The organism is Paraburkholderia sediminicola (genome assembly GCF_046026675.1).
GTDB classification, from domain to species: Bacteria; Pseudomonadota; Gammaproteobacteria; order Burkholderiales; family Burkholderiaceae; genus Paraburkholderia; species Paraburkholderia sediminicola_F.
In genome coordinates this window covers 3066020-3084203 of record NZ_JAQQEY010000002.1, presented here as the reverse complement: position 1 = coordinate 3084203, position 18184 = coordinate 3066020, and the positions used below count along the sequence as shown (strand labels likewise).

Here is an 18184-nt window from a genome sequence, read left to right as displayed (position 1 = left end):
TTATTCTCATGGAGTTCCTACATGGAACTCCATGTGTATGACCGCTTTTCACGGCGCATTGCACGCACGCGCCATCTTACGAGAACCAGAATGGACACCCGCCGCGGACGCTCGATCGAAGTGGATTTCTTCCGCGGCCTCGTGTTGATCGTCATCGTGCTGGACCACATTCCCGGCAGCACGCTGTCGCATCTGATGTTGCACGCGTATGCCCTGTGCGATTCGGCGGAAGTGTTCGTGTTCCTCGGCGGCTATGCATCGGCGGCAGCGTTTACAGCGGTACTCGCGGGTCGTGGCGAGAGTGCGGCGAAAATGCGTTTCGTCAGGCGCTGCTGGGAGATCTATCGCGCCTATCTATTGACGGCCGTATTGACGCTGCTGTCCGGCGCCGTCCTCGCGCTATTGCATCTGAACCAGCCGATGGTCGACCTGACCGGCTGGCAGTCATTCGCGGTTCAGCCGCTGCGCGAAGCGTTCGATATTGCCCTGCTGCGGCACCAGCCGTATTTGTCGAGCGTGCTGCCCATGTACGTGATCTTTGCGCTATTCGTGCCATTCGTGGTGCCGCTGGCGCGCCGGTCGTCGCTCGCGGCGCTGGGCCTGAGCATGACGATCTGGGCGCTTGCCCGGCCGCTGGCCGCATTATTCAGCATTGACGATATGGCCGACTGGGCTTTTAATCCGTTTGCATGGCAACTGATGTTCGTGCTCGGCATTTTGTGCCGGGTGCAGCCCATCAGCGAGCGCTTTCACGCCGCCCGTACGGCGCGCTGGTTCACACGCGCCGCGGTAGTGGCGGCGCTGGCGTTCGCCATTGTGAAACTCTTTGTGCTGACGCAGCCGCTGCCCGGCGTGCTTAAACAGAACCTTTCCGTGGAACGCGTGATCAACTTTATCGTCATTGCCTGGCTCGCCGCGCGGTTCGTGCGCATGGGCAGCATCGCGTGGCTCGCAGAGCGGTTGCCAGCCGTGGTGACGGTCGGCCGGACCGGGCTTGTGTGTTTCGTCGCCGGCACGTTGGTGTCGTTGATCGTCGATACGGCGACGCCGCATATGTTCCATGGCTTTCGCGGCACGCTGGTTGGACTCGGTGGCGATCTGGTCGCCATCGGCGCGATACTGATGATCGCGCGCGGCTGGAACGACTGGAAAGGGCCGCGCTCGCGCACGGCTGCCAAGCGCGCGGGTTACGGATGAGGGCGCGTGTGCGCCGTGCGCGCCATGTGTTTTTCATACGGCGTTCACACACGGTCGTCACTGTGGTCGGCGCGGCGCTATCGCTGATGAACGTTTCACAGGCATTCGCCGCGCTCAAGGACGCGCCGCTCGCCATGCGTTGCGCGGAATTCGCGGGCGCGGTGTTGCCTCCAGAACTGATCGCTTTGCCCACGGCAGGCGTGCAGATCGAAAGTGCGGCGATGATCGCGGCCACGGCGCCCGGCAATCAGCAAGGTGGCGAATATTGCCGTATCACCGGGCGCATCAAGGCGCTCAAGGCCAGCACGCCGGATATCCGCTTCGACCTGAATCTGCCGCGCCGCTGGAACGGCCGCGCACTGCAAATCGGCGGCGGGGGTTATAACGGTGTGGTGGTGAGCGGTACGGGTGTGATGCCGTTCTCTCCGGATCGCGCACCACTCGCGCAGGGCTATGCGACTTTTGGCGACGACTCGGGACATGTGGGCGATTCGTCGCTCGCGGTCTTCGGCCTCGTGGACGAAGCGGTGACGAATTTCGGCTACGCGCATCTGAAGAAAACACACGACGCCGCGCTAGCGCTGATTGCACGCGCTTATGGCCGGCCGCCACAACGGATGTATTTCGCCGGTGGCTCGACGGGCGGCCGCGAAGGCTACACGGTGATGCAGCGCTATCCCGACGACTACGACGGTGTGATCGCCAATTCGCCCGCGCTCAATTTTTCCGGCGTGCGTTTGATGGGCGTGAAGCTCGGTCAGGCGGAATACGCGACACCCGGCGGTTTCATTCCACCGCTATTGCTCGAGCACGTGTATCAACGCACGCTCGCGGTCTGCGACCGGCTCGATGGCGCGGCGGACGGCGTGGTCAGCGACGTCGACGGATGCAAGGAACACGAAGCGGAGATCATCGCCTCCTTGAGCTGCGCCGGACGAGCGCCCTCGCATGACGAGTGCCTCACCGACACGCAGCTTTCCACCTTGCTACTGATGCGCGACGGCCTGTCGTTGCCCTACAAGCTGGCGTGGAACGTGAGCGGCTATCGCGGCTACAACATCTTTCAGGGCACGCATCTGACCGGCCTGCTTGGCCTTGGGCATCAAGCCGGACGCATGCCGGTGCCGACCTTCTTCGCCAACGGCTACCTGTTCGCGCAGGGCGATGGCTACATCCGCTACTTCGTGGCCCATGATGCGGAGTTCGATTCGCTCAGGTTCGATCCTCTTCATCCTGGCAAATATCGCGGACAGCTCATCGCGCTCTCACAGACGATCGGCGCGATGAACCCCGACCTGGCCCGCTATATCGCGCGGGGCGGCAAGCTCATCACACTGCAAGGCCTCGCCGACGAAGTCATCAGCCCGAACCAGACCATCGCCTACTACGAAGCGCTGATCGATCGATTCGGCATCGACCAGGTCAATGCGTTCATGCGGCTCTACATGGTGCCGGGTTTCCAGCATGGCAGCGGGGTGTTCATCCCCTCGGTGGATCTGCTGGGTGCGCTCGACAATTGGGTGACGCGTAGCATATCGCCCGAAACGCTGACTGCTACGGATATCGCGGCCGCGACCAACGGACGCTCGCGTCCGTTGTGCCGTTACCCGCTGTTTCCCCGCTATAGCGGCAAGGGCAATGTGAATCTCGCCAGCAGTTTCGCGTGCGCCGAACCGTGACAGGCCCCGGCCTGTCTGCCAGGAACCCCGGCCGGCCCTGAAAGGCTGACACGCTCGCCGGCGGTATCCGTTCCTCCGAAATCTCGCGGTTGCGCTGCACGCTTTCCCACTTTCAATTACATTGCGGGTGCGGCGGCGTATTCGTCCCGCCCCCTTTTAATCCAATACCGGTGTCTGCCATCGTCGAATCCATGCAGCCTATCGTCTCGGTCACGAATCTGTCGAAAACCTATGCCACGGGTTTTCATGCACTCAAAAACATCAATCTGGCGATCAATCGCGGAGAAATCTTCGCCTTGCTTGGGCCCAACGGGGCGGGCAAAACCACCCTCATCAGCATCATTTGCGGCATTGTCAATGCGAGCGTTGGCAGCGTGATGGTGGACGGCCGCGACATCGCGACAGACTATCGCGGCGCACGCTCGCTGATCGGCCTTGTGCCGCAGGAGCTCACCACCGACTCGTTCGAAACCGTCTGGGCGACCGTGTCGTTCAGCCGCGGGCTGTTCGGCAAGCCGAAAAACCCCGCCTACATCGAAAAGATCCTGCGCGATCTGTCGCTGTGGGAAAAGCGCGATAGCAAGATCATTACGCTGTCGGGCGGCATGAAGCGCCGCGTGCTGATTGCGAAGGCGCTCTCGCACGAACCGCGCGTGCTGTTTCTCGACGAACCCACGGCCGGTGTCGACGTCGAGTTGCGTCGCGATATGTGGAAGCTGGTGCGCTCGCTAACCGCAAGCGGTGTGACGATCATTCTGACCACGCACTACATCGACGAAGCCGAGGAAATGGCCGACCGCATCGGCGTGATCAATGCGGGCGAGATCATGCTGGTGGAAGAGAAGACGGAGTTGATGCGCAAACTCGGCAAGAAGCAGTTGACGCTGCAACTGGAGAGTGCGCTCGCGGAAGTGCCGTCGGCGCTGGCGGGATACGGGCTGGATGTTGCCAAGGGTGGCAACGAGTTGATCTACACGTATGAGGGCGAGGGCGGGCGAACCGACATCATCGCGCTGCTCAAAGCGCTCGACGATGCCGGCATCCGCTTCAAGGATCTGCATACGACGCAAAGTTCGCTCGAAGACATCTTCGTCAGTCTGCTCCGAGGTAACCAATGAATATCTACGCAATCCGTGCGATCTATAAGTTCGAGATGGCGCGCACCTGGCGCACGCTGATGCAGAGCATCATCGCGCCGGTGATCTCGACTTCGCTTTACTTCGTCGTGTTCGGCGCGGCCATCGGTTCGCGTATCAAGGAAGTGGATGGCATCAGTTACGGCGCGTTCATCGTGCCGGGTCTGATCATGCTTTCGCTGCTGTCGCAAAGCATTTCGAATGCATCGTTCGGGATTTACTTTCCGCGCTTTACCGGCACGATCTACGAGTTGCTGTCGGCGCCGGTGTCGTATCTCGAGATCGTGGTGAGCTATGTGGGCGCGGCGGCCACCAAATCGATTCTGCTCGGCTTGATCATTCTGGCTACCGCCGGCCTGTTCGTGCCGCTGCAGGTGCAGCATCCGTTCTGGATGATTCTGTTTCTGGTGCTCACCGCGGTCACGTTCAGTCTGCTCGGTTTCATTATCGGCATCTGGGCGGATAGCTTCGAGAAGCTGCAACTCGTGCCGCTCCTGATCATCACGCCGCTTACGTTCCTCGGCGGCAGTTTCTACGCGGTCAATATGCTGCCGCCGTTCTGGAAGGTCGTGACGCTGTTCAATCCGATCGTTTATCTGGTCAGCGGTTTTCGCTGGAGCTTCTATGGTCTCGCCGATGTGGATGTCGGTGTCAGCCTCGGGATGACCGCGCTGTTTCTGGCAGTGTTTCTCGTGATCGTTGCCTGGATCTTCAAGACCGGGTACCGGCTCAAGAGCTGACAGCGCTCACGACTCAAACGCACGCGACGATCGAAACGGTCACTGGGACGTGGTCTGTGGGTGAGCCGCAAACGGCCTGACGCGCAGGCTGGCGTCGCTACTGCTTTTGCTGCATGGACATGACGGCGTTCGCCGTCATGTCCGTCGCTTTCCGCCTGGGCAAGTTCCTTGCGCAATTCCTCCGCAATTCCTCCGCAGTTTCCCAGCGATTCCCTCGTCGATTCCCCCGGCAGCCCCTCAGGCGTCCCGTCAGGCTATCCCCTTAGTCCATCCGGACGATGCCCTCACAAGCCCAATCGCCGTCAATGACGGTATGAACCAGGAACGGTACGGCATGGTTCCGCCGATCGTCTCCAGGCACACAGCCACGCGGCAGTCGTTGGGGCCGCGTATAGGGATGGGGACGAGTGGGATGAGGGCGGGTGCGATGCGGGAGGGATGCAAATGAAATCCAGAGTTCAGCGGGACGGACTGATTGCCGGTTTGCTGGTGGCGATCGGCGTGGTCGGCGTATCCGTGCGGCAGCTCTATGCATGCGCCTGGAACGACGAGTTTCCCGGCATGGTGTGTACGGCCGGGTCATCGTTGTCGTTGTTTCTGGGAATCACCGGGTTGGCTGCGCTGGCTGGAAGAATCTGGGCGCGCCGCTCAGGCGCGGACGAACAGTGCTTCACATTCCTCGGCGCGGTGGGTGGCGCAGCGCTGGTGTATGCGATGGTGGTGACAGGCTTCTAGTGTGCCGCGCAGCGTATCAGGCCACGATTGCCGGATGCGCCTGCACCGGTCCGCCCAACGCCTCGCGATGCGAAGGCGGCCGGCGGCCATCAAGCTCGGTGATTCCGTACTCGTGCGCAAGCTCCGCGCCGACCAGCACCAAACCGGATTTCTGCTGACGTTGCGGGTCGCGATACAGCGCATCGATCAGGCGTCCCGTGAATTGCGGCGTCTCCGCGAGTTCGCTGAAGCCCGCATACTGTTCTGGATGCTCGGCGATCACGCGCGCGGTGCGCTCGGTTTGCAGCATGCCCATCCAGATGGAAACCGCCGCGACGCCATGCGGTTTCAGATCGACGGCCATGTCCTTGGCGAACTTGTCGACGCCCACTTTCTGTGCGCCGTACGCCGCGCCGTGCATATAGCAGCTCGCACCGAACGAGGACGTGAATGCGATCAGCCCGTCGCCCTGTGCGGCCATCAACTTCGCGGCATGCCAGCTCGCGACATACGCGGAGCGCAGGCCGACGTCGAGAATATTCACCAGGTCCAGCGGCTTGTCCCAGAACGGCGCCGGGCGAATCAAGTCATCGTGCAACGCGGTGGCATTGTTGACGAGGATGTCGAGGCGTTCGCTGTTGTGGCGGATGTAATCGAATACTTCCGCTACTTGCCGGTCATCGGCGTGATCGCAGGTGAGGGCGATGCCCTTGCCGCCAAGCTTGTCGATCTCGATTGCCGTCGCATGCACCGTGCCGGGCAATGGTGCGTCGCCTTCACGTTGTGTGCGTCCGGTCACGTAAACCGTCGCGCCCGTTGCGGCGAGCGCGAGTGCGATACCTTTACCTGCACCACGCGAAGCGCCGGTGACGAGGGCTACATAGGGTTTTTGACGTTGAGTCATCGAGAGATTCACCATGAGGAGGCTTCGAGTTCGTATGACGCGGGCTGAGCGTTTAACTGCACCGTTGCGGCGGACCGAACCGGCGCGGACATCGGCGGCGCGCTGACCCTCGGTGCGGCAGGCGTGCGTTCGAAAGCGTGCGGGTTATCCAGGTCCGCTTCGCCAAGCGGAATGAACGCCATGATTTCGAGTTCATGACCTGACAGCGCCGGCAGCCTGAATGGACTCGACAACACATTCAGTCGACGCACGCCAAGCTCGCGCAGAATCTGCGAGCCAATACCGGAAAGTCTGCCGTCCTTGCGCGCTGGCGTGCCGTTGCTGCTGTTCATCGCATCGGCCCGCATGTCGCAATCGAGCAGCACCGCAACGCCGCATCCGGCCGCATCGATTTTTTGCAGCGCTGCGTGCAGCGGCCACGAATGCGCGGACGGTTCGGCGTCGAGCAGATCGAGCAGCGAAAAGCATTCGTGCACGCGCGTGAGCACCGGCACGTTGGGCAGAGGCGTGCCGCGCACCAGCGCGAGATGCGTGGATTGACGCACGGTGTCGCGATACTGAATGGCGCGAAACGGTCCCCACGGAGTGTGCAAGGGTCTTTCGCCGACACGTTCGACGAGCGTTTCATGAGTGCTGCGATAGTGGATCAGATTGGCGATCGTGCCGATCTTCAACCCGTGCAGTTCCGCGAATTCGATCAGTTGCGGCAGGCGCGACATGGTGCCGTCGTCGTTCATGATTTCGCAGATCACGGCGGCGGGCGTCAAACCTGCCAGCGCGGTGAGGTCGCAACCGGCCTCGGTATGTCCGGCACGCACCAGCACGCCGCCTGGCCGCGCCGCAATGGGGAACACGTGACCCGGATGCACCAGATCCCCGGCGCGCACCTCTGCGTGAATCGCGGTGCGGATCGTATGCGCGCGGTCGGCGGCGGAGATGCCGGTGGTGACGCCTTCTGCCGCCTCGATGCTGACCGTGAACGCGGTGCCGTATTGCGTGCCGTTCTGTTCCGCCATCGGCGGAAGTTTCAGGTGCGAGCAGTGTTCGGCTGTCAGCGTCAGACAAACGAGGCCGCGGCCAAAGCGCGCCATGAAGTTGATCGCTTCGGGCGTGACGTGGTCAGCGGCAATGAGCAGATCGCCTTCGTTCTCGCGATCTTCCTCGTCGACCAGAATGATCATGCGGCCGGCTTTCAGTTCGGCGACGATTTCGTCGGTGGTGGCGAGTTTCATGGGCTTGTCCCTGTGTTACTGCTATTGCTGTCGCTGCGTATGGAAAAAAGCGAAGAAAAGCGCTTAACGTGCGCCAGAACCGAACACAGGCGCACGCTTGTCGAAGAAGGCGTCGATGCCCTCGCGGAAATCGTCGCCTGCCGCGCAGCGCAGAAAGCTGCGCTGCTCCGCGTACAAATGCTCGGCGAAGCTGCGCTCGGGTGCATGCTGGATCAGATTCTTGGTTTGTGAGAACGCATCCGGCGAGAGCGCGCCCATCCGCTTTAACAGCGCGCGGGTTTGTGCGGGGAGGTCATCGTCCGGTACGACCCAGTTAACGAAGCCCGCTCGCAACGCTTCGTCGGCGCTATGCCGTTCGTCGAGATACATCCATTGCGCAGCCTGCTTGGTGCCGAGCGCACGTGGCAACGTGTAGGTCGCGCCGCCATCAGGCGAGGTGCCGATACGGCCATACGCCGAGGTGAACGTCGCGCTCTTTGCGGCAATAGCCAGATCGCAGGCCGCGACGAGGCTCAAGCCGAAGCCTGCCACGGCGCCGTTGACGCTGGCAATCACCGGCTTGCGCGAACCCGTGACGGTCTCGGCCACGGTTTGCGCGAGCCGCACGAGTTTGCCGATCGAGCGGTCGCGTACCACGGGTTTGGCATCAAGCGCGGCGCGCATGGTCTGCAAATCGCCGCCAGCCATGAAGGCGTTGCCGGCGCCGGTCAACACGATCGCGCGGATCTCGTCGTGATGGGCGAGGCGTGCGAGCTTGGCATTCAGTTCGTTTGCCATCGCTTCGTTGAGGGCGTTCAGTGCCTCGGGACGGTCGAACGTGAGCGTCGCGATGCCGTCTTCGGCCGCGAGGCGGATCAATGCAGTCATATCTTTTCTGGTCAGCGGAGTCAGGTGTTCTGGACGTGCAGCGCATGGCGTAGGATTTGCGCCGCCATCGTGAGTGCGTGGTCGGCCGCATCGAGTGCGCCGAGCAAACTGGCGAAGCCATGCATTTGCCCTGGCCAGCGCAGATGGGTCGTGAGCACGCCGGCTTGCGCGAGACGTGCCGCGTAATGCTCGGCCTCGTCGCGCAGTGGGTCGTATTCCGCGCTGATGATGGTGGCGCTGGCCACGCCGGTGAGATCGGCGGCGGCGAGCGGACTGGCGAGTGGATCGGTGCGATCGGAGTCTTCGGCGAAGTACTGGTCTTTGAACCAGCGCATCATGTCCGCCGTCAGCAAATAACCGTCGCTCATCGATTCGTATGAGGGATGCTCGGTCGCGCAGTCCACCACCGGGTAGAACAACAGTTGATGCGCGATATTCACGCCGCTATGACGCAACTGTTGCGCGGCTACCGCGGCGAGATTGCCGCCCGCGCTGTCGCCGGCAACGGCAAGCGCGCCGGGTCGCACGCGCAAATCGGCTGAGTTGGACGCGGCCCAGCGCACGGCGTCGCACGCATCGAGCGCGGCGGCCGGAAAACGCGCTTCCGGCGCGAGCCGGTAGTCGACCGATAGCACGACCGTTCGCGCACGTTGCGCCAGACAACGGCACAGGTTTGCGTGGGTGTCGAGCCCGCAGGAAACAAAGCCGCCGCCGTGAAAGAAGACGGTAAGGGGAAGCAGGCCATCGTCGCCTTCGACCACTGGCCGGTAAAGGCGCGCGCCGATCGGGCCGTTCGCGGTCGGGATCATCAGATCTTCTTCCGAGGCGACCGGGTCGCCCGGCGCAAAACCGCCGCCCGCGGCAAGCATTGCGCGGTAGGCCGGCGCGCTGAGTTGCGCGAAATCGAGTGGGGGCATGCCGGCGAGAGCGGCGAGCACGGCCTGCGCTTGGGGATCGAGCGCCATCGGGTCTCCTGAGAAAACTGTCGTCAAAGCGGCTATGCCGGGTATAAGCGAGGCGGCCGTACATGATGCGAATCGAGCCGCAAATCAGGGCATTCAGCGCGCACGCCGCAACACTGAACGCATTGAAGCGCGGCGGCTTTAAGGGGGCATCGTCCGATTGGACGAGAGTTCGTTCGCACGCTCAGCGAAACTTTTGTCAGCTAAGTACTTCCCCCGATGCCAGCAAACAGATCGGCCCTTAAGCTTGGCGTCGCGATGCAAAGTCGCATGGAGGACGGAGAGTGTTGATGGAGACAAAATGGGCCCCTGAAGAGGGCCAGGCCATGAGTGAACTGGCCGAAGTGAGCGTTGCGCAGTTCAGCGAACTGACCGCGCGCATTTATCAAGGGGCGCTGGAAAGCACGCCGTGGGCTAGCGCGCTCGAGTTGATCCGCACCTCGCTCGGTGCGAGCTATGCCACCCTGATTCTGCGTTCGCCTTCGAGCGACCGGCGCGGTCTGATGGTGCACGCATCCGAAATGGGGTCGGGCGTGCCGGGCGAAGCGTCGTACAACAACTACTACTATTCGCTCGACCCGTTCGTCGGTTTGCCGGCGGACCGCGTGGTCACGGTGGACGAAGTATTCGGCGACACGGGTTGGCTCACCAGCGAACTCTACAAGCAGTTTCTGAAGCCGGCCGACATTCGCTACATCATGGGCGCCGATCTGCGCACGGAGTCCGGCGTCGAATGCCGGTTTCGCGTGTGCCGCAGTCACGCTTCGAAGCATTTTTCCGCACGCGACAAGGCGTTTTGCGCGCTGTTGCTGCCGCATTTGCGGCGCGCGGTCGAACTGCATTCGCGCCTCGATATCGTGGAGTCGGAGCGCACGCTGTATGCGAGCGCGATCGACCGGATGCTGGTGGGCACGGTGACGCTCGACGAGAGCGGCGCGATCATGCGCACCAATAGCGTGGCCGATGAGATTCTTGCGCAGGGCAACGGTCTGCGGATCGTGCACGGCAACGTCGAGGCAACGGACGCGCAGGAGAACCGCAATCTGCAACGTCTGGTGCGCCATGCGCTGATGGGGCACTTCGGCACGGCAGCGCCGATTGTCGAAGCCATGCCGATCACGCGCGGGTGCGACAAACCGAAACTCGGCGTGCTGGTGCGCACGATTCCGCTGTCGGACTGGTCCGAGGACAACAAGCGCCGCCCGGCAACCGTGCTGTTTCTGCGCGATCCCGATCGCAAATCGCAGGGCTCGCAGGAGATCGTGCGCAAGCTGTTCGACCTCACGCCTGCGGAGACCTCGCTCGCGCTGCTGTTGACCAATGGCCTGACACTGGAGGAAGCGGCCGACGAATTGGGCATCAGCAAGAACACCGCGCGGGCTCATCTGCGAGCAATCTTTTCGAAGACGGGCGTGACGCGTCAGGCCACGCTGGTGCGCATTCTGCTGGGCAGTGTGGTGCCGCTCGGCTGAACCTGCTTCAATTTCATTGAACGAGGACGCCATGTGTGCCGCGATTACATCCAGCGCGGCACACATGGCGTCTTCGACGTCTTAACCTGTGCGCTTTTGCGACAACACCAGCAACGCACCGTTCTTGTCCTCCAGCACCGCGCGCAATTCGTGCGGCCCTTGCTGCACCGGCACGCGTACTGACGCACCTGCCGCCACCACGCGTGCCATTGCCGCATACAGGTCGTCGTTTTCGTCCACGCGAAACACCAGCGCCGCGCGCTCGACGATCCGTTCTTCACCCGCCACCAGCGCGACGCTCAGCGCGCCACCGTCGAGTGCGCAATAGCGTTCGCCGTCACGAAATTTCACCGTTAAACCCAGCCCGTCGACAAAGAGCGGCAACGCCGCATCGATCGTGTCGACCGGGTACAGCATCATCGAAGCCTTCATTGCATTGCACTCCCATCCGTTGAGCCGCGTTGTATGGCGGCTCGATCGTAGCGCCGCGGGCGATTGCAGCACGAGGTCCAATCGGACTATCCGGAGTACGAAAACACGGCGAAATTCGTAGAGAAACGCATGCGGAAACGCATGGCGAAATGCGGCCAGGAAGCACCTTCGATCAAAGCTTCCACGTCAAAGCGCCCACCGTTAATCCAAATAGACGATGCCGGCCCGCACGCGCGAACTGAAACTTCATTCCGTGGACCGTCACGATCATCGTAGGAATCGGTGGGTCGGGAGCGGGCCGCCCGTTTCAGCACAGTCCAAAATTCATGGAGACGCACGCAATGAAGTTTTCTCTGATTTACGAAGCCCAGACCACGGACGCTTCGCGGGAAGGCGATCACCGGGTATTCAAGGAGACAGTCGAGCAGGCGTTGCTCGCCGAACAGATGGGTTTCGATACCGTCTGGTGCGTCGAACACACGTCGCTGACGAACTACGCGCATATGAGCGCGCCGGAAACTTTCCTCGCGTATCTGGCCGGCCGCACGACCCGCATCGGCCTCGGCCACGGCGTGATCTGCCTGCCGCCCGCGATGAATCATCCGATCAAGGTGGCCGAACGTGTGGCCATGCTCGACATTCTGTCGGGCGGCCGCGTGCATTTCGGCGTCGGCAAGGGCGGCAGCCAGCAGGAAGCGGGCGCGTTCGGCTACGACCTCGCCGAGCTGCAACCGATGATCGACGAGTCGATGTACCTGGTGCCGAAGATGTTCGTGCAGGACGAGATCGAGCACGACGGCAAATACATCAAGATTCCTAAACGGCCGATTCACCCGAAACCTTTCCAGGACCCGCATCCGCCGATGTACATGGCGTGCACCAACAACGACGGCCTGCTGCGCGCCGGACAACGCGGTCTGGGCGCACTGGTGCTCGGTTTCGGCGGGCCCGACGAAGTCGCGAAGAAAAACGCGCTGTATCGCGAAGCATGGGCCTCGCGCAAGGCCGAAGACCAGGTCGGCTTCCGTCCGACGCAGCATCTGGCTGCCCTGTGCCCGACCGTGGTGCTGAACGACGGCCAACAGGCCCGCAAGATCGGCATTCGCGGTCAGCGCTACTTCATGGAGTCGCTGGCGTACTGGTACACCGGCGGCGAGCGACCGAACCCCGATAGCTGGGGCGATGACCTCGTGAAGGGCAATACCGGTGAAATGGTGATCCGTTCGCGTTTCGCGTCGGAAGAGGTGGTGGTCGATTTCAGCGACCCGGCGCTTTCGATGATGAACCCGAACCACGCCTACGGCACCGTCGACGATTGCATCGGCTATGTGGGCCGGTTGATGGAAGCGGGCGTGGATGAAGTGCTGTTCCTCTGCCAGATGGGCACGGTGTCCCAGGAGGCGCAGCTCGAAACGATCCGCAATATCGGCGAGCACGTGATTCCGTACTTCAATCGCCTGAAGGCCGAGAAGCAGAAGGCGCAGGTCGCCGCATAAGGTCGTTGCATAAGAGCGGGTGAGGCGGGCGTCGCTAGTCCCTTCAGACGATGCGACGCCGCAGCCGCGGCTCGAAGATGAACCCAACAAACCAGGCGCGACACCCCTCTCTCGCGCCATCATGGAGACAGCCGTGCATCGCGACAACGATTCGAAAGCCCTTGCAGCCGAACTGATTGCCCGCGCCGAAGCGCTCGCGCCGGTACTTGCCGGGCGTGCCGCGCAGGCCGAGGCGAATGGCCGGATTCCCGCAGAAACCGTGGCTGATTTTCAGGCAGCCGGCTTTTTCAAGGTGCTACAGCCGAAGCGTTACGGCGGCTACGAACTCGATCCGCAGACCTTCTTCGAGATTCAGATGGCCGTGGCGCGCGGCTGTATGTCGACCGCGTGGGTGTACGGCGTGGTCGGCGTGCATAACTGGCAACTGGCGTTGTTCGACGAACGCGCGCAGCAGGACGTGTGGGGCAAGGATCAAAATACGCTGATCGCCTCGACCTATATGCCGGTGGGGCGCGTGACACCCGTTGAAGGCGGCTTCCGGCTGTCCGGGCACTGGAAGTTTTCCAGCGGCAGTGAACTGTGCGAATGGATCTTTCTCGGTGCGCTGGTGCCGTCGGCGAAAGAAGGCGAACCGCCGGAATACCGCACCTTCCTGCTGCCGAAAAGCGATTTCACGATCGAGCAGGATTGGGACGTGCTGGGCTTGCGTGCGACCGGCAGCCACGACATCGTGGTGAACGATGCGTTCGTGCCGGACTATCGCACGCACAAGGCCATCGACGGCATGATGGACACGAGCCCCGGCCTCGCGGTCAACGATGCGCCGCTGTTCCATCTGCCGTTTGCACAGATCTTCGTACGTGCGGTGTGTACCGCGTGCATCGGCGCATTGCAAGGTGCGCTGGACGACTTCACGTCCTACGCGGCGACGCGCGTGAGCGCCAACAGCGGCGCGAAAACCACCGACGACACCGGCGCGCAAACCGCCTGCGCCAACGCGGCTGTCGCGCTCGATGAAATGAAGCTGCTGCTCAAACGCAACTTCGCCGAACTGCTCGCCGCGGCCAACGGCGGACCGGCGGTATCGATCGAACGGCGCGTGCACTTCCGGTATCAATCCGCGCAAGTGGCTGAACGCTGCGCGCAGGCTGCCAACGCGCTGCTGCGCTACGCGGGCGGCAACGGTATTTACAACCGCAACCCGCTGGTGCGGCGTTTTCTCGATCTGCATGCGGCGCGCGCGCACTACGCCAACAACCTCGACCGCTTCGGCCAGAATCTCGGCGCCGTGATGCTCGGACGTCCGAATACCGATTTCTTCGTCTGATGGATGCCGCCATGAGCGAACAGCAAACACAGACATACGTGTTCGACGTGGTGGTGGTCGGCTCTGGCGCGGGCGGCATGCTGGCCGCCTGTCGCGCGGCCGACCGCGGCCTGTCCGTTGTCGTGCTTGAAAAGAGCGACGTATACGGCGGGACCTCGGCGGTGTCGGGCGGCGGCATCTGGATTCCGTGCAATCACCATATTGCCGAGATGGGCGCCACGGATACGCGCGAGGCCGCACGAACCTATATCGACGCCTGCACGAAAGGCGTGACCGCAACCGACCGGATCGACGCCTATCTCGACACCGCGCCGGAAATGCTGCGCTATGTCGAAGCGAATACGCCGGTGCGTTATGAAGCATTGCCGAAGTACGCGGACTACTTTCAGGACCTGCCGGGCTCGATGCCCGGTTATCGCGCGCTCGATCCCTTGCCGGTGGACGGTGCCTCGCTTGGCGAAGAATTCGTGCGACTACGCCTGCCTTCACCCGGAACGCTGATCGGTGGGCGAGTTGCGGTGACCTCGAAGGAGGCGCACATGCTCCTTTCGAAAGCACCGGGTTATATCGGGCTCGTGCTGAAACAATTCGGCCGCTACTGGTTCGACCTGCGCGCGCGCAGCCGCTCGCGGCGCGATCGCCGCCTGACACTCGGCAACGCGTTGGCCGGTGGCCTGCGCCGCGCCTTGCTCGATCGCGACATTCCTCTGTGGCTGAACGCGCCAATGACCGGGCTGCTCGAAGCAGACGGCCGCGTGACGGGCGTCGCGGCGGAGCGCGGCGGAGAAAACGTGCGTGTGCTCGCCAGGCGCGGCGTGATTCTCGCGGCTGGTGGTTTCGAACGCAATCAGGCGATGCGCGAGCGCTATCTACCGCGTCCCACGCAAGCGCAATGGAGCGCGACGCCGCCGAACAATACCGGCGATGCGATTGCCGTCGGCCTGAAACTGGGCGCACAGATTGCGTTGATGGAACACGTGTGGGGCGCGCCGACGGTTCATGTGGATCATGAGGAAAAACAACGCGCGCTGTTCGTCGAACGCAATCTGCCGGGCTGCGTGGTAGTCAACGGACTCGGCAAGCGCTTTGTCAACGAGGCCGCGCCGTATTCGGAGTTCGTGCCGGCGATGTATCGCGACCATGCGCAAACCGGTGCGTGCGTGCCGGCGTGGATGGTGTTCGACGCACAGTTCCGCCGCAAATATCCGTGCGGGCCGATCATGCCCGGCGCGATGATGCCGGACACCCGCATCCCCGCGGCGTTCCGTTCGTTGCTCTACAAGGCCGATTCGCTCGATGCGTTGGCCGCGCAAATCGGCGTCGACGCACAAGGCTTGCGCGACACCGTGGCGAAGATGAACCGCTACGCCGCGACCGGTATCGACGAAGAGTTCGCCAAAGGCGGCAACGCCTTCGACACCTACTACGGTGACCCGAGCGTCAAGCCTAATCCGTGCCTCGCGCCGATTGAAACTGGACCGTTCTACGCCGTGCGTATCGATGCGGGCGACATCGGCACGAAAGGCGGTCTCCTGACCGATGCCCTCGCACGCGTACTGCACGCCGACGGCACGCCGATTGCCGGGCTCTATGCGATCGGCAACACCAGCGCGTCGATGATGGGGGCGAGCTATCCCGGCGCGGGTTCGACGCTTGGACCTGCCATGACCTTCGGTTACATCGCTGCCAATCATCTCGCCGATAGCGAAGACGAGCGCGACGGCGTCAGCAGTATTTCAGAACCAGCTCGCGCTGCCAGCAGCGGACTTCGCGGAGTCACATCATGACTGAACCCACTTCACACCCGTTACGCGCCGATATGCTGCTGGCGATGCGCCGCCTCGCGCGCTCGGTCGCGGTCATCAGTTGCAGCGACGGCGAACGGCGCTATTCGATGTCGGCCACCGCGGTCGATTCGCTCTCGACCGAACCGCCATCGCTGCTGATCTGCATTAACCGTACGTCGTCGATTTTTCCGCCGCTCGACAAGGGCGCGGCGTTTTGCGTGAACGTGCTCTCGGCGCAGCACCAGCACATTGCCATCGATTGCAGCGGACGCCTCAAAGGCGAAGACCGCTTCACGACCGGCAACTGGCAGACCTCGGATCACGGCGTGCCGTATCTGCACGATGCACAGGCGAGCCTGATCTGCACGCAGGACGGCCGCTTCGATTACGGCACGCATGCAATCTTCATCGGCCGTGTCGAGCAGGTGTTAATTAGCGGCGAGGTCGATCCGCTGGTGTATATCGACGGCATCTATACGACTGCTGCAGCGTCCGCGCGCTGCGCAGCGTCCTAAGCGGGCGCGGCGTGATGCAGAGCCCTTCGTCGGCACAGCAGGAATCGGCCGCGCCGGTCGAAACGCCGCTCGTCGTCGACGATCCCGCGTGCGTGCGTTGGGACGACGTGTGCGACGTGCTGGTCGCGGGCTTTGGCGCAGCGGGTGCGTGTGCCGCGCTGGAAGCGGCGACGGCAGGCGCGAAAGTGCGGATCGTCGAGCGATTCGAGGGCGGCGGCGCGAGCGCGAAAAGCGGCGGCGTGGTCTACGCAGGCGGTGGCACGCGCTATCAAACCGAAGCGGGCTACAGCGACACGCCTGAGGCGATGTTCGCGTACTTGCAGCAGGAAGTGGGCGACGCAGTGTCCGTGGCCACGCTCAAACGCTTTTGCGCGGGCAGCGTCGACATGCTGCGCTGGCTCGAACGCCTCGGCGTGCGTTTTGCCGCGTCAGTGCCGCCGCACAAAACTTCGTATCCGCAGAACCGCTATTACCTGTACTACTCCGGCAATGAAGCAGTAGGTGACGCCGTGCGCGAACATGCGCCGGCACCGCGAGGACACCGGGTGGTCGGCGACGGTATGTCGGGGCGCGTGCTGTATGACACGCTGCGGCGCGGGGTGGATGCACAGCCGTTCATCGACACGATGTGCCACGCAAGCGTGCGCCGGTTGGTCACCGACCGCAGCGGGCGCGTGATCGGCGCACAGGTTTGGCAAGTGGCGCCGGGCCGTGCCCAGCGCGCTCATCGGCGGCTGGCACGTTGGGCGGAGCGCCTGCATAACGGCATGCCGGCATGGGCCGACCGGCTACGCGCCGCGCTCCATCGCGTCGAGCAGCGCGAGGGCCGGCTCATCACGATCAAGGCCGATGCGGTGGTGTTGAGCACCGGCGGCTTCATCTTCAACCGGTCGATGGTTGCGCATTACGCGGCGCGTTATCTGCCGAACTGGCGTCTTGGCACCACCGGTTGTGACGGCTCCGGCATCCGGCTCGGCCTGTCCGCCGGTGGCGTGGCGCAGCGGCTCGAACGCGTGTCCGCGTGGCGCTTCATCAATCCGCCGTATGCATGGGCGCAAGGCTGCGTCGTGGATCGCAACGGCGAGCGCTTCTGCAACGAGGAAGTCTACGGCGCCGCGCTTGGCCACGCGATGTGCGAAACCCGCGACGGGCACGCGTGGCTGATTCTCGACGCACGGCTCGTGAAGCTCGCGCTCACTGAATGTGTGCGCGGCAAGCTGTGGGCGTTCCAGAGCGTGCCCGCGATGCTATTGATGCTGGCGGGCCGCAAACGCGCCCGCTCGCTGGCCGATCTGGCCGCACGCATCGGCAGCGATCCGGCGGTGCTTGAACGCACCGTTAATGCCTACAACCTGGGTGCGCTGAATGGCATCGACCGTGCGTTCGGCAAATCTGCAGCGATGTTGCAGCCGCTCATGCACGGACCTTACTACGCGATCGATATTTCATCGGACAGCCGCGTTTTCCCCTGTCCGTCGATCACGTTGGGTGGTTTGCGGGTCGACGAGACAAGCAATGCCGTGCTGTCCGCGCAGGGCATGCCGATCGAAGGCCTGTTCGCCGCCGGCCGGGCCGCCTGCGGCCTGGCATCGAATCACTACGTGAGCGGCCTCTCGCTCGCGGACTGTATCTGGTCCGGCCGCCAGGCAGGCCGGGCCGCAGCGGGCGTGGTTCTCGCGAACACCGCCCATTCCCTGACTGAAACTGACTGACACTGAAAAGAG

The 18184-nt window shown here is 63.0% G+C and carries 15 protein-coding genes and 1 pseudogene; 11 read left to right on the top strand and 5 right to left on the bottom strand.

What is annotated here, in order from left to right:
* Window positions 1-90 precede the first annotated feature (90 nt).
* The 5 genes from PQQ86_RS33500 (at window position 91) to PQQ86_RS33480 (ending at window position 5487) form a co-directional block, all read left to right on the top strand.
* Window positions 91-1197: an OpgC domain-containing protein gene (locus PQQ86_RS33500; RefSeq protein WP_408277021.1), complete on the top strand. Its 1107-nt coding sequence runs from the start codon at window positions 91-93 to the stop codon at window positions 1195-1197.
* On the top strand, window positions 1194-2876 hold the full coding sequence (locus PQQ86_RS33495) for a tannase/feruloyl esterase family alpha/beta hydrolase (protein WP_408277018.1): 1683 nt from the start codon (window positions 1194-1196) through the stop codon (window positions 2874-2876). The genes PQQ86_RS33500 and PQQ86_RS33495 overlap by 4 nt, the downstream gene beginning before the upstream one ends.
* 191 nt (window positions 2877-3067) lie before the next feature.
* Window positions 3068-3994, top strand: coding sequence for an ABC transporter ATP-binding protein (locus PQQ86_RS33490; protein ID WP_408277015.1), 927 nt, complete (start codon window positions 3068-3070; stop codon window positions 3992-3994).
* Window positions 3991-4752, top strand: coding sequence for an ABC transporter permease (locus PQQ86_RS33485; protein ID WP_093633049.1), 762 nt, complete (start codon window positions 3991-3993; stop codon window positions 4750-4752). The genes PQQ86_RS33490 and PQQ86_RS33485 overlap by 4 nt, the downstream gene beginning before the upstream one ends.
* A gap of 444 nt (window positions 4753-5196) precedes the next feature.
* Complete coding sequence (locus PQQ86_RS33480; RefSeq protein WP_143131643.1) at window positions 5197-5487, top strand: hypothetical protein; 291 nt, start codon at window positions 5197-5199, stop codon at window positions 5485-5487.
* 16 nt (window positions 5488-5503) lie between these two features.
* Here PQQ86_RS33480 and PQQ86_RS33475 read toward each other — a convergent pair whose 3' ends face one another.
* The 4 genes and pseudogenes from PQQ86_RS33475 to PQQ86_RS33460 form a co-directional block, all read right to left on the bottom strand.
* Window positions 5504-6370 (bottom strand): SDR family NAD(P)-dependent oxidoreductase, encoded by an 867-nt coding sequence (locus PQQ86_RS33475; protein ID WP_408277011.1) that lies wholly within the window; start codon window positions 6368-6370, stop codon window positions 5504-5506.
* A 134-nt stretch (window positions 6371-6504) separates the two neighbouring features.
* A pseudogene (ribBA, locus tag PQQ86_RS33470) lies at window positions 6505-7602 on the bottom strand (bifunctional 3,4-dihydroxy-2-butanone-4-phosphate synthase/GTP cyclohydrolase II); the annotation flags it as partial.
* A 63-nt stretch (window positions 7603-7665) separates the two neighbouring features.
* Window positions 7666-8469 (bottom strand): enoyl-CoA hydratase/isomerase family protein, encoded by an 804-nt coding sequence (locus PQQ86_RS33465; protein WP_408277008.1) that lies wholly within the window; start codon window positions 8467-8469, stop codon window positions 7666-7668.
* 20 nt (window positions 8470-8489) lie between these two features.
* Window positions 8490-9434, bottom strand: coding sequence for an alpha/beta hydrolase (locus tag PQQ86_RS33460; protein WP_408277005.1), 945 nt, complete (start codon window positions 9432-9434; stop codon window positions 8490-8492).
* Window positions 9435-9721: 287 nt separating this feature from the next.
* Here PQQ86_RS33460 and PQQ86_RS33455 point away from each other — a divergent pair, with 287 nt between their 5' ends.
* On the top strand, window positions 9722-10903 hold the full coding sequence (locus PQQ86_RS33455) for a helix-turn-helix transcriptional regulator (protein ID WP_175050288.1): 1182 nt from the start codon (window positions 9722-9724) through the stop codon (window positions 10901-10903).
* Window positions 10904-10984: 81 nt separating this feature from the next.
* On the opposite strand, the gene PQQ86_RS33450 is transcribed toward PQQ86_RS33455, so the two are convergent.
* A complete protein-coding gene (locus tag PQQ86_RS33450) occupies window positions 10985-11335 on the bottom strand; it encodes a VOC family protein (protein ID WP_408276999.1) in 351 nt (116 codons plus the stop codon).
* Window positions 11336-11676: 341 nt separating this feature from the next.
* Here PQQ86_RS33450 and PQQ86_RS33445 point away from each other — a divergent pair, with 341 nt between their 5' ends.
* From PQQ86_RS33445 to PQQ86_RS33425, 5 genes are all read left to right on the top strand, one after another.
* The gene (locus PQQ86_RS33445; RefSeq protein ID WP_408276996.1) at window positions 11677-12831 is read left to right on the top strand and encodes an LLM class flavin-dependent oxidoreductase; all 1155 of its coding nucleotides are present in this window, start codon (window positions 11677-11679) and stop codon (window positions 12829-12831) included.
* Between the two features lie 133 nt (window positions 12832-12964).
* On the top strand, window positions 12965-14158 hold the full coding sequence (locus PQQ86_RS33440; RefSeq protein WP_408276993.1) for an acyl-CoA dehydrogenase family protein: 1194 nt from the start codon (window positions 12965-12967) through the stop codon (window positions 14156-14158).
* An 11-nt stretch (window positions 14159-14169) separates the two neighbouring features.
* A complete protein-coding gene (locus tag PQQ86_RS33435) occupies window positions 14170-15945 on the top strand; it encodes an FAD-dependent oxidoreductase (protein WP_408276990.1) in 1776 nt (591 codons plus the stop codon).
* On the top strand, window positions 15942-16460 hold the full coding sequence (locus PQQ86_RS33430; protein ID WP_408276987.1) for a flavin reductase family protein: 519 nt from the start codon (window positions 15942-15944) through the stop codon (window positions 16458-16460). The genes PQQ86_RS33435 and PQQ86_RS33430 overlap by 4 nt, the downstream gene beginning before the upstream one ends.
* 14 nt (window positions 16461-16474) lie before the next feature.
* The gene (locus tag PQQ86_RS33425) at window positions 16475-18172 is read left to right on the top strand and encodes an FAD-binding protein (protein ID WP_408276984.1); all 1698 of its coding nucleotides are present in this window, start codon (window positions 16475-16477) and stop codon (window positions 18170-18172) included.
* Window positions 18173-18184 lie beyond the last annotated feature (12 nt).

Bases quoted from the DNA above. Each gene is read 5' to 3' on its own strand.
- PQQ86_RS33435 (WP_408276990.1), top strand. From the start codon at position 14,170: ATGAGCGAACAGCAAACACAGACATACGTGTTCGACGTGGTGGTGGTC.
- PQQ86_RS33490 (WP_408277015.1), top strand. From the start codon at position 3,068: ATGCAGCCTATCGTCTCGGTCACGAATCTGTCGAAAACCTATGCCACG.
- PQQ86_RS33460 (WP_408277005.1), bottom strand. From the start codon at position 9,434: ATGGCGCTCGATCCCCAAGCGCAGGCCGTGCTCGCCGCTCTCGCCGGC.
- PQQ86_RS33445 (WP_408276996.1), top strand. From the start codon at position 11,677: ATGAAGTTTTCTCTGATTTACGAAGCCCAGACCACGGACGCTTCGCGG.
- PQQ86_RS33425 (WP_408276984.1), top strand. From the start codon at position 16,475: ATGCAGAGCCCTTCGTCGGCACAGCAGGAATCGGCCGCGCCGGTCGAA.
- PQQ86_RS33430 (WP_408276987.1), top strand. From the start codon at position 15,942: ATGACTGAACCCACTTCACACCCGTTACGCGCCGATATGCTGCTGGCG.
- PQQ86_RS33465 (WP_408277008.1), bottom strand. From the start codon at position 8,469: ATGACTGCATTGATCCGCCTCGCGGCCGAAGACGGCATCGCGACGCTC.
- PQQ86_RS33450 (WP_408276999.1), bottom strand. From the start codon at position 11,335: ATGAAGGCTTCGATGATGCTGTACCCGGTCGACACGATCGATGCGGCG.
- PQQ86_RS33455 (WP_175050288.1), top strand. From the start codon at position 9,722: ATGGAGACAAAATGGGCCCCTGAAGAGGGCCAGGCCATGAGTGAACTG.
- PQQ86_RS33500 (WP_408277021.1), top strand. From the start codon at position 91: ATGGACACCCGCCGCGGACGCTCGATCGAAGTGGATTTCTTCCGCGGC.
- PQQ86_RS33475 (WP_408277011.1), bottom strand. From the start codon at position 6,370: ATGACTCAACGTCAAAAACCCTATGTAGCCCTCGTCACCGGCGCTTCG.
- PQQ86_RS33495 (WP_408277018.1), top strand. From the start codon at position 1,194: ATGAGGGCGCGTGTGCGCCGTGCGCGCCATGTGTTTTTCATACGGCGT.
- PQQ86_RS33485 (WP_093633049.1), top strand. From the start codon at position 3,991: ATGAATATCTACGCAATCCGTGCGATCTATAAGTTCGAGATGGCGCGC.
- PQQ86_RS33480 (WP_143131643.1), top strand. From the start codon at position 5,197: ATGAAATCCAGAGTTCAGCGGGACGGACTGATTGCCGGTTTGCTGGTG.